The sequence below is a fragment of the Vibrio sp. Vb1337 genome (assembly GCF_033338715.1).
Classification (GTDB): domain Bacteria; phylum Pseudomonadota; class Gammaproteobacteria; order Enterobacterales; family Vibrionaceae; genus Vibrio; species Vibrio alginolyticus.
The window spans coordinates 1-2,145 of sequence record NZ_JAWOTD010000052.1; the positions used below are offsets into that span (position 1 = coordinate 1).

The 2,145-nt window shown below is 48.0% G+C and carries 2 protein-coding genes and 1 pseudogene; all 3 read right to left on the reverse strand.

The features are described from left to right. Positions 1-100 (reverse strand): annotated as a pseudogene (locus R7E42_RS23705) (ANTAR domain-containing protein); the annotation flags it as partial. 63 nt (positions 101-163) lie between these two features. Then, positions 164-1,081 (reverse strand): dienelactone hydrolase family protein, encoded by a 918-nt coding sequence (locus R7E42_RS23710; RefSeq protein WP_318073048.1) that lies wholly within the window; start codon positions 1,079-1,081, stop codon positions 164-166. 168 nt (positions 1,082-1,249) lie between these two features. Then, the gene (locus R7E42_RS23715; protein WP_318073047.1) at positions 1,250-2,143 is read right to left on the reverse strand and encodes a glycosyl transferase family protein; all 894 of its coding nucleotides are present in this window, start codon (positions 2,141-2,143) and stop codon (positions 1,250-1,252) included. Positions 2,144-2,145 lie beyond the last annotated feature (2 nt).

Here is a 2,145-nt window from a genome sequence, read left to right on the forward strand (position 1 = left end):
TGTTGTCGTAATCTTTGCTCAATAAGCCGGACAATCGAGCTTGCTCTTGAAGGCTGTCACAGCAGACGATAATGGGTGTTTTTGACGTTGATTGAGTCATGCACATTCCTTGTTAATATCTCACTCACTAAAGGAGATAAAACAAGGAATGTGCCAACTCCGATTAACTGGCGATGAGATGTTCTTTGAAGAAAGCTAAGGTACGTTCCCAAGCAAGAGCCGCTTCCTCGGGTGCGTAACGTGCGGTTGAGTCGTTGTGGAAACCATGATTGACGTTTTCATACATCAAAGCTTGGTACTTCGCACCTGAAGCAATCAACTGCTGCTCGTACGAAGGCCAAGTGTCATTCACACGTTTATCCAACCCTGCGAAATGCAACATTAATGGGCCTTTCACTTGTTTTTGAATCTCTTCTGCAGCGGGTGTTCCATAAAAAGGTACGCCTGCATCGAGCTCATTTGGCATAACTGCTGCCAGCATATTGACGACATAACCACCAAAACAGAAACCAACCGCGCCAAGCTTGCCGTTTCCATGTTCGTGCTGTTTGATAAATTTAGCGGCCGCTATAAAGTCTTGCTCAATCTTGGCTCTGTCCATCTCTTTTTGCATTGCTCGCCCTTCATCATCATTTCCCGGATACCCACCTAACGGGTAGAGAGCATCGGGAGCAAAGGCGATAAAACCATCTTTCGCTAGTCGTCTCGCGACGTCTTTAATGTAAGGGTTGAGGCCACGGTTTTCATGAATCACCAAAACCGTTGGTGATTTGATGGTCTTTTTCTGAGGCATCACCAAGTAACCACGCCCTTCACCATGCCCATTCGGCGACGAAAAGGTTTCGTACGTGGCTTTGATTTCAGGATCATTGAAGGAGACTTGCTCGGCAAGCGCGTAATTTGGTGTCAGCGCGTCAACCAGTGCGGTCATGCTAAACCCTAGCACCGCAAGGTCACCAAGCCGATTAAGAAATTCTCGGCGCGAGATCTTTCCGTGCGCGTATTCGTCGTACCAATCGAAGGCTTCTTGCGGGATGGGGTGAGCCGCCTTTTCACTTGACGTCGTGTGCTTTAGCATTATCCATGTCCTCATTTCTTATCGAAAAGTAAACCCATCACCGCAATGGTGATGTTTATGCTAACCAGCAAAGAGAGACTTGTGGTGATAAATTCATCACTGACGAGCATACACAAACAATAGATAAAGGATTCCGATCCAACAACTTTGTATCTTTAGGCAGTCATGCAATCAGTTCGCTGCGCAATACGACGCCCAGTACGAAAATGCACGTTCAAAAGCTTGTTCTCTGTCATGCATTTCAGCAAACAAGACAACCGCTATGGTAGCTAACACCGTGTTCGCCATTTGATTCATGTCGGTTTCTTCTGTACCAAATGGACAAGCCGTAGGCATTGGCACCTCTGACAGCATTTGCTCTGTCCAGTAGTGAGATGTCACGCCACTGGTTTGACTAAGCCATACTGTCTGGCTTACTTTCGGGTTGTATTCGGACTCACCCGACTGGCCTTTAAACGACACCACAGCATGCGCCGTTTGGCCAATTTCGTGCTCGACTTCAGCGTGGAGCTGCTGGAAACCAGGATGGAAGCTACCACGAATACCGACGGTCGCCTGCCCAGGGTTCAGTGCTCGAACCACGGTATTAATCGGCGTTCTAAGCCCATAACGATTCTTCCAACCGATCATAGTTTCTGCTTGCGGCGCAAACGCACTCAGCGGTAGATACACAATGTTTTGTGTTTCTAACACACGCTTTGCGTCTTCTGCTGATTCCGCTTTCTTGATAGCAAACTTGTCGAGGTAATCTTCTGCGTGTAAACGACCAGATTGGCGGTCGTGATAGCCGTGCATCAATACTTTATGACCGTTGTCAGCAAGGATTTTCGCTGCCAACAGGTGCCAAGGCTGACCTGCCGCCTCACGTTTGCCTGCGTAACATGGCCAGTCAATGTCTGCGCCAATGGCAGGCATGCGGGATTGGAATGCTTTCACAAAGCCAGCGATTTCTTGTTGAGTCTCGTTCTGTACACGAATCAGCATCAATAACATTGCCATCTGATCGTCGTCGCACTCACCGTTTAGGTATTCATCCATAACTCGAAACGCTTGGTCAAAGTTCAGTG